5 protein-coding genes and 5 tRNA genes are annotated in these 6,574 nt (G+C 69.6%); 2 read left to right on the top strand and 8 right to left on the bottom strand.

Annotation, left to right across the window (positions count from 1 at the left end; translation table 11 throughout):
* A partial coding sequence (locus tag KS423_RS35005; RefSeq protein ID WP_308020284.1) for an IclR family transcriptional regulator C-terminal domain-containing protein occupies positions 1-175 on the top strand: 175 nt, incomplete at its 5' end.
* Between the two features lie 109 nt (positions 176-284).
* On the opposite strand, the gene KS423_RS35000 is transcribed toward KS423_RS35005, so the two are convergent.
* From KS423_RS35000 to KS423_RS34965, 8 genes are all read right to left on the bottom strand, one after another.
* Positions 285-359, bottom strand: a tRNA-Gln gene (locus KS423_RS35000).
* A 49-nt stretch (positions 360-408) separates the two neighbouring features.
* Positions 409-481, bottom strand: a tRNA-Glu gene (locus KS423_RS34995).
* 26 nt (positions 482-507) lie between these two features.
* Positions 508-580, bottom strand: a tRNA-Glu gene (locus KS423_RS34990).
* 27 nt (positions 581-607) lie between these two features.
* Positions 608-680, bottom strand: a tRNA-Glu gene (locus KS423_RS34985).
* 36 nt (positions 681-716) lie between these two features.
* Positions 717-788: transfer RNA gene (locus tag KS423_RS34980), tRNA-Gln, on the bottom strand.
* 238 nt (positions 789-1,026) lie between these two features.
* Positions 1,027-2,457 (bottom strand): glutamate--tRNA ligase, encoded by a 1,431-nt coding sequence (gene gltX, locus KS423_RS34975; protein ID WP_374120081.1) that lies wholly within the window; start codon positions 2,455-2,457, stop codon positions 1,027-1,029.
* A 61-nt stretch (positions 2,458-2,518) separates the two neighbouring features.
* Positions 2,519-3,319 carry a fumarylacetoacetate hydrolase family protein gene (locus KS423_RS34970; RefSeq protein WP_224283776.1) on the bottom strand — a complete coding sequence of 267 codons (801 nt, stop codon included), beginning with the start codon at positions 3,317-3,319 and terminating at the stop codon, positions 2,519-2,521.
* Positions 3,320-3,554: 235 nt separating this feature from the next.
* On the bottom strand, positions 3,555-3,773 hold the full coding sequence (locus KS423_RS34965; RefSeq protein WP_224283775.1) for a hypothetical protein: 219 nt from the start codon (positions 3,771-3,773) through the stop codon (positions 3,555-3,557).
* Positions 3,774-4,399: 626 nt separating this feature from the next.
* On the opposite strand from KS423_RS34965, the gene KS423_RS34960 reads away from it, so the two are divergent.
* The coding region (locus KS423_RS34960; protein ID WP_224283774.1) for a nitrate- and nitrite sensing domain-containing protein at positions 4,400-6,574 on the top strand (2,175 nt) is incomplete at its 3' end.

Below are 6,574 nucleotides of genomic sequence, written 5' to 3'. Positions count from 1 at the left end.
CGAACCCGGCGTCGCCTCCGTCTCCGCCCCCGTCCGCGGCCCCTCCAACCGCGTCGTCGCCGCCGTCTCCGTCTCCGGCCCCATCGAACGCCTCACCCGCCACCCCGGCCGCCTCCACGCCCAGGCCGTCATCGAAGCCGCCAACCGACTCACCGAAGCCCTCCGCCGCAGCTGACGGAACACGGCCGAACGCCGGAAGGGCCCCGCCGGCAACCCGGCGAGGCCCTTCGATGCATTTCCGAGGGAAAACAAAAAGACCCCGGAACCGGGGTCTTTCCAATTTCTGGCTGGGGTACCAGGACTCGAACCTAGACTAAATGAACCAGAATCACTCGTGCTGCCAATTACACCATACCCCAACACAAAGCAAGGGCCGATGGGCGAGCCCATCGGCTTCCTGCTCTGAAGTACCCCCGACCGGATTCGAACCGGCGCTACTGCCGTGAGAGGGCAGCGTGCTAGGCCGCTACACAACGGGGGCTTCCTGGCGATCCCTTGCGGGATCAGTACCCCCGACCGGATTCGAACCGGCGCTACTGCCGTGAGAGGGCAGCGTGCTAGGCCGCTACACAACGGGGGCTTTCCAGGTGATCCCTTGCGGGATCAGTACCCCCGACCGGATTCGAACCGGCGCTACTGCCGTGAGAGGGCAGCGTGCTAGGCCGCTACACAACGGGGGCTTGATCTTCTTTTGTGTGCCGTACTCGCGTACTGCGCTGGGGTACCAGGACTCGAACCTAGACTAACTGAACCAGAATCAGTCGTGCTGCCAATTACACCATACCCCACCAGAGTTGAACCCTTGCGGGCCCTTCTCAGGCGTTGCGCCTCTCGGTCGGTCCCTTCCGAGGGGCTTTCGCTCCCTCGTCCGTTCCCTCCCGGGCGGCGCAGAAAGAACATTACCCGACGTCGGCCCTGGCTCCAAAATCGATAACCCCAGGCAGCCGCCGGGGGGCCCGCGGATGACCTCCGGGTACGCCGCGGGCCCGGCACGAAGCCGGGCCCGCGGCCTGCTCAGCGGCCCGCTCAGGCGGCCGGCAGGGCCTCCAGGGCGGCACGCAGCCGGCGCAGCGTCTCCGGGCGTCCCAGCAGCTCCATGGACTCGAACAGCGGCGGGGAGACCCGGCGGCCCGTGACGGCCACCCGCAGCGGCGTGAAGGCGAACTTGGGCTTGATGCCCAGGCCGTCCACCAGCGCCTCGCGCAGCGCCGCCTGGATCGGCTCCGGGGTGAAGTCCGCGAGCTCCTCCAGCGCCTTGATGCTGGCCTCCAGCACCGGGCGGGCGTCCGCGGTGAGCACCTTGGCGGCGTCGTCCGGGTCGAGGGCGAACTTCTCCGGCGCCACGAACAGGAAGCCGGCCATGTTCACGATCTCGCTCAGCACGACCATCCGCTCCTGGGTGAGCGGCGCCACCTTGGCGAGCAGGTCCAGCTGCTCGGCGGTGGGCTCGGCCGGCAGCAGCTCGGCGCCCTGGAGGAAGGGCACCAGGCGGCGGACGAAGTCCTCCGGGGCCAGCCGGCGGACGTGCTCGGCGTTGATCGCCTCGCACTTCTTCAGGTCGAAGCGGGCCGGGTTGGCGTTCACCTTGGTGACGTCGAAGGCGGCGACCATCTCGTCCATGTCGAACAGGTCGCGGTCCTCGGCCAGCGACCAGCCGAGCAGGGACAGGTAGTTGAGCAGGCCCTCGCGGATGAAGCCGCGCTCGCGGTACATGTTGAGCGAGGACTGGGGGTCGCGCTTGGAGAGCTTCTTGTTGCCCTCGCCCATCACGTACGGCAGGTGGCCGAAGCGCGGGGTAGTGCCGTTGCCGACGCCGATCTCGGCGAGCGCGGCGTACAGCGCGACCTGCCGCGGGGTGGAGGACAGCAGGTCCTCGCCGCGCAGCACGTGGGTGATGCCCATCAGGGCGTCGTCCACCGGGTTGACCAGGGTGTACAGCGGGGCACCGTTGGCCCGGACGATGCCGTAGTCCGGCACGTTCTCCGGCTCGAAGGTGAGCGTGCCGCGCACCAGGTCGTCGAAGCTGATGGTCTTGTCGGGCATCCGGAAGCGCAGGATCGGCTCGCGCTTCTCCAGCTTGTAGACGGCGACCTGCTCGTCGGTCAGGTCGCGGCAGTGCCCGTCGTAGCCGGAGGGCTTGCCGGCCGCGCGGGCGGCCTCGCGGCGGGCGTCCAGCTCCTCGGTGGAGCAGTAGCAGTGGTAGGCGTGGCCGGCCTCGTACAGGCGGCGGGCGACGTCCGCGTAGATGTCCATCCGCTGCGACTGGCGGTACGGCGCGTCCGGGCCGCCGACCTCGGGGCCCTCGTCCCAGTCGAGGCCGAGCCAGCGCATGGCGTCGAGCAGCTGGTTGTACGACTCCTCGGAGTCGCGGGCGGAGTCGGTGTCCTCGATCCGGAAGACCAGCGTGCCGCCGTTGTGGCGGGCGTAGGCCCAGTTGAAGAGGGCCGTGCGGACCATCCCCACGTGGGGGTTGCCGGTCGGGGACGGACAGAAGCGAACCCGGACGGCCGGGTCAGTGTTAGCCACGCTTGATCACCTTGTTGGTGAGAGTGCCGATGCCTTCGATGGAGACGGCGACCTCGTCGCCGACGTTGAGGGGGCCCACCCCTGCGGGCGTGCCGGTGAGGATGACGTCGCCGGGCAGCAGCGTCATGGCCTCGGAGATGTGGACGATCAGCTCGGCGACCGAGCGGACCATCAGGGAGGTGCGGCCGCTCTGGCGGAGCTCGCCGTTGACCGTGCAGGTGACCGCGAGGTCGCTCGGGTCGAGGTCGGTCTCGATCCACGGGCCCAGCGGGCAGGCCGTGTCGAAGCCCTTGGCCCGGGCCCACTGGCCCTCGCGCTGCTGGACGTCCCGGGCGGTGACGTCGTTGGCGCAGGTGTAGCCGAGGATCACCTCGGGCACCCGGTCCAGCGGCACCTCGCGGCACATCCGGCCGATCACCACGGCGAGTTCGGCCTCGTGGTGGACGTCCGAGGAGAACGGCGGGTAGGCGATGTTCTCGGTCGGACCGATCACCGAGGTGGACGGCTTGAAGAAGGTGAGCGGGACGTCCGGGACGCCGTTGCCCAGCTCCGCCGCGTGCGCCGCGTAGTTGCGGCCGACCGCCACGATCTTGTTCGGGAGCATCGGGCTGAGCAGCCGGACGTCCTGGAAACGGAAGCTCTCGCCGGTGGGCTGGGGCTGGCCGAACGGGTGGCCGGCCAGGGCGTGGACGACCAGCGAGTCGGGCTGGGAAGGGTCGCCCTCCACCACGCCGAAGGAGACGCTGCCGGCGGCAGGGCTCCCTTCCCGGACGGAAAACCTGGCAATGCGCACGGCTGGGCTACCCCTCGCTTCGTCGGCCGCCCGGGGCGCGCCCGGGCGCTGGTGGGCGCCCCGCCCACGGTGGGCGCGGCCCCGTCAATCGGCCTCCAGGCTATCGCGTGGGGCCCCGGCTGACCGCTTTGTCCCTGTTCGGGATGATCGGGGCGGAACCCGCGAGCGGGCGGGTACGCCGAGGGCGCCGCCGCCACTGCTGTGACGACGGCGCCCTCGGCGGAACGCTGCGGGGTCAGTCCCGCACGACGACGACCGGGGCGACCATCAGCTGGGTGCGGCGCGGGTTGGCGGTGACGGCCGGCAGCTCGGTGCCGTAGGTCACGACATCCTCGGGCTTGCGGGCACCCGGGATCTTGCTGAAGTCCTCGACCGAGGCCAGCGTCGTCCGGCGCGGGTTCGCCGTGGCTCGGCTGGGCAGCGTGGACTGGGTGGCCTTCTTCGCCTGGGACATCGAGAGCACCTCGTGGTCATGGCCGGGCCGATCGGCACGGCCTGATGGATTCCGATTGATTCGGAGGGGTTCTGGGCAGGCTGATCGGGGCCGTGCTCCGGAGACAGCCAGGTTACGAGATCTCTTTCCACAGAGACCGTGACCAAAGCTACACATTAGACTGTGATATTGCTCACAAAATGCCGAGCAAAACGCAGATATCCGACATATCGCCGCAGCGGAATTTTCCGACATTCCACCGATAAAGGGCATTCCAGAAGGTCTGCGACTCTTCCCGACCCCGGGTCCGCTTGGCATGCATCCGGCAAGTGTCCGAAAAAGGCGGTATTCCGGTCCGGTTACCGCACAGTCCGTGAGATTGTGCAAGCGGTCGGTAGCGCCGGGCGCCTGGTTCCTGCGGCCCTTGTTGGGATTCCCCGGCTGTGCTGGAATGCGACGGACCGTGGGTAGGGAGTGGTCCACCCCGGTGCCCGCTCTCCCGGACCGGCCGGGGTGCGGATGGAAACTCGACACCGTCCAGGCCGTGGCGACGCGGCGGGACGCCCGGTCCAGAGGTTGCGACGCCAGTGCAGGGACGTTTCAAAAGGGGTAGCGGCGCCGCGGGTAACCCGGAGTCGCGCGAGCCTGTGGCAGCCCCCCAACAGGCGGCGGCCCCCGGCGGCCCGGCCGAGCCGGTGACACCCGAGGCCAACGGCCGCCCGGAGGAGGACGGCCAGGAGCGGAAGTCCACCCGGGACAAGCTCCGCACGTCCCTGACCCGGCGCCGCGCCACCGGTCTGAACCGGCTCGCGATGCGCAACTGGCGCATCCGCACCCGTCTGATCGCGCTGCTCGCCCTCCCTGTGCTGGTCTCGCTGGTCCTCGGTGGCCTGCGCATCCAGAGCTCGATGGAGAACTCGCAGCAACTCGCCCAGATGGCCAACCTGTCCGACCTGGCCAAGAAGGCGACCAACCTCGCGGACGCGCTCCAGACCGAGCGCGACATCAGCGCCGGCCCGATCACCCACGACCCGGCCGCCCCGCTGGACGACGACATCGTCGCGGCCCGCAAGTCCACCGACGACCTGAGCCGCACCTTCACCGCGTCCTCCGACAAGTTCGAGAACCTCGAACTGTCCGGCGGAAAGGCGCTGTTGCTCCAGATCCGCAAGGACCTGAACTCGATCGCGGACACCCGCAGCCTGCCGTACCAGAACAACCAGAACATCCAGTCGACGATCACCGCCTACGACGTGATCATCCGCGACCTGCTGTCCATCACCCAGGACATCGCGCTCGCGTCGAACAACAAGGACCTGGTCGTCTCCACCCGCGCGCTCCAGCAGTTCTCGCTGGCGAAGAACGCGACCTCGCAGCAGCGGGCCCTGATCAGCGCCGCGCTCGCCAACCCGAAGACCCCCGACCTCAGCCCCAGCGACGAGTCCTTCGGTATCCGCCTGCGCAGCTCGTACGACAACGCGATCGCAAGCTTCAACAACATCTACACCGCGCACGACCTGGACAACCTGCGCAGCCAGTTGAGCTACAACTCGGTGGTCGCCGACGCCGACCGCTACGCCTCCACGATCCTCACCCAGAGCGGCATCCGCCAGACCGAGGCGGTCACCTACAAGGACTGGTTCGAGAAGGCCAGCGCCAAGATCACCGCCGAGCGCCGGATCGAGTCCAAGCTCATCGAGAACCTGGACGGCAAGGCCGAGGACCTCCAGGCCCAGGCCGACGCCGACGCCCTGATCATCGGTGTCGCGATCGCCCTGGTGCTGCTCGTCGCCCTCGGTGGCGCCGGTCTGATCGCCCGCTCGATGGTGCGCTCGCTGACCCGTCTCCAGGCCGCGGCCGAGGACGTCGCCGAGCGCCGTCTGCCCGAGCTGGTCAAGACCCTCTCCGAGGCCGACCCGCACGACGTCGACATCACGGTCGAGCCGGTCGCCGTCGACTCCACCGACGAGATCGGCCACGTGGCCCACGCGTTCGACATGGTGCACAGCGAGGCCGTCCGCCTCGCCGCCGAGCAGGCCCTCCTGCGCGGCAACATCAACGCGATGTTCACCAACCTCTCGCGCCGCAGCCAGGGCCTCATCCAGCGCCAGCTGTCGCTCATCTCCGAGCTGGAGAGCCGCGAGGCGGACCCGGACCAGCTGGCCAACCTCTTCAAGCTGGACCACCTCGCGACCCGCATGCGCCGCAACGGCGAAAACCTCCTCGTCCTCGCGGGCGAGGACCCGGGCCGCCGCTGGACGCGTCCCGTCCCGCTGGTCGACGTGCTCCGCGCCGCCGCCTCCGAGGTGGAGCAGTACGAGCGCATCGAGCTCGCCGCCGTGCCGTCGGCCGAGGTCGCCGGCCGCGTCGTCAACGACCTCGTCCACCTGCTCGCCGAGCTGCTGGAGAACGCCACCTCGTTCTCCAGCCCGCAGACCCGCGTCCGGGTCACCGGCCACGCGCTGCCGGACGGCCGCGTCCTGGTCGAGATCCACGACACCGGCATCGGCCTGAGCCCCGACGACCTCGCCGAGATCAACGAGCGCCTCGCCAACCCGCCGACGGTGGACGTCTCGGTCTCCCGCCGCATGGGCCTCTTCGTGGTCGGCCGCCTGTCGCTGCGCCACGGCATCCGGATCCAGCTGCGCCCCAGCGACTCCGGCGGCACCACTGCGCTGGTCATGCTCCCGGTGGACGTCACCAACTCGGGCGACCGCCGCGGCTCCGGCCGAACCGGTTCCGGCCAGGGCAAGCAGCAGCGCGGGGCCGCCCCGACGCCGCGCCAGCAGCGCCAGGTGCCGCCCGGCCGCCAGAGCGGTCCG

The sequence above is a fragment of the Streptomyces sp. LS1784 genome, assembly GCF_020103755.1.
Lineage (GTDB): Bacteria > Actinomycetota > Actinomycetes > Streptomycetales > Streptomycetaceae > Kitasatospora.
The sequence above is the reverse complement of the archived record's forward strand: the minus strand, read 5'-3'. Positions and strand labels throughout refer to the sequence as shown.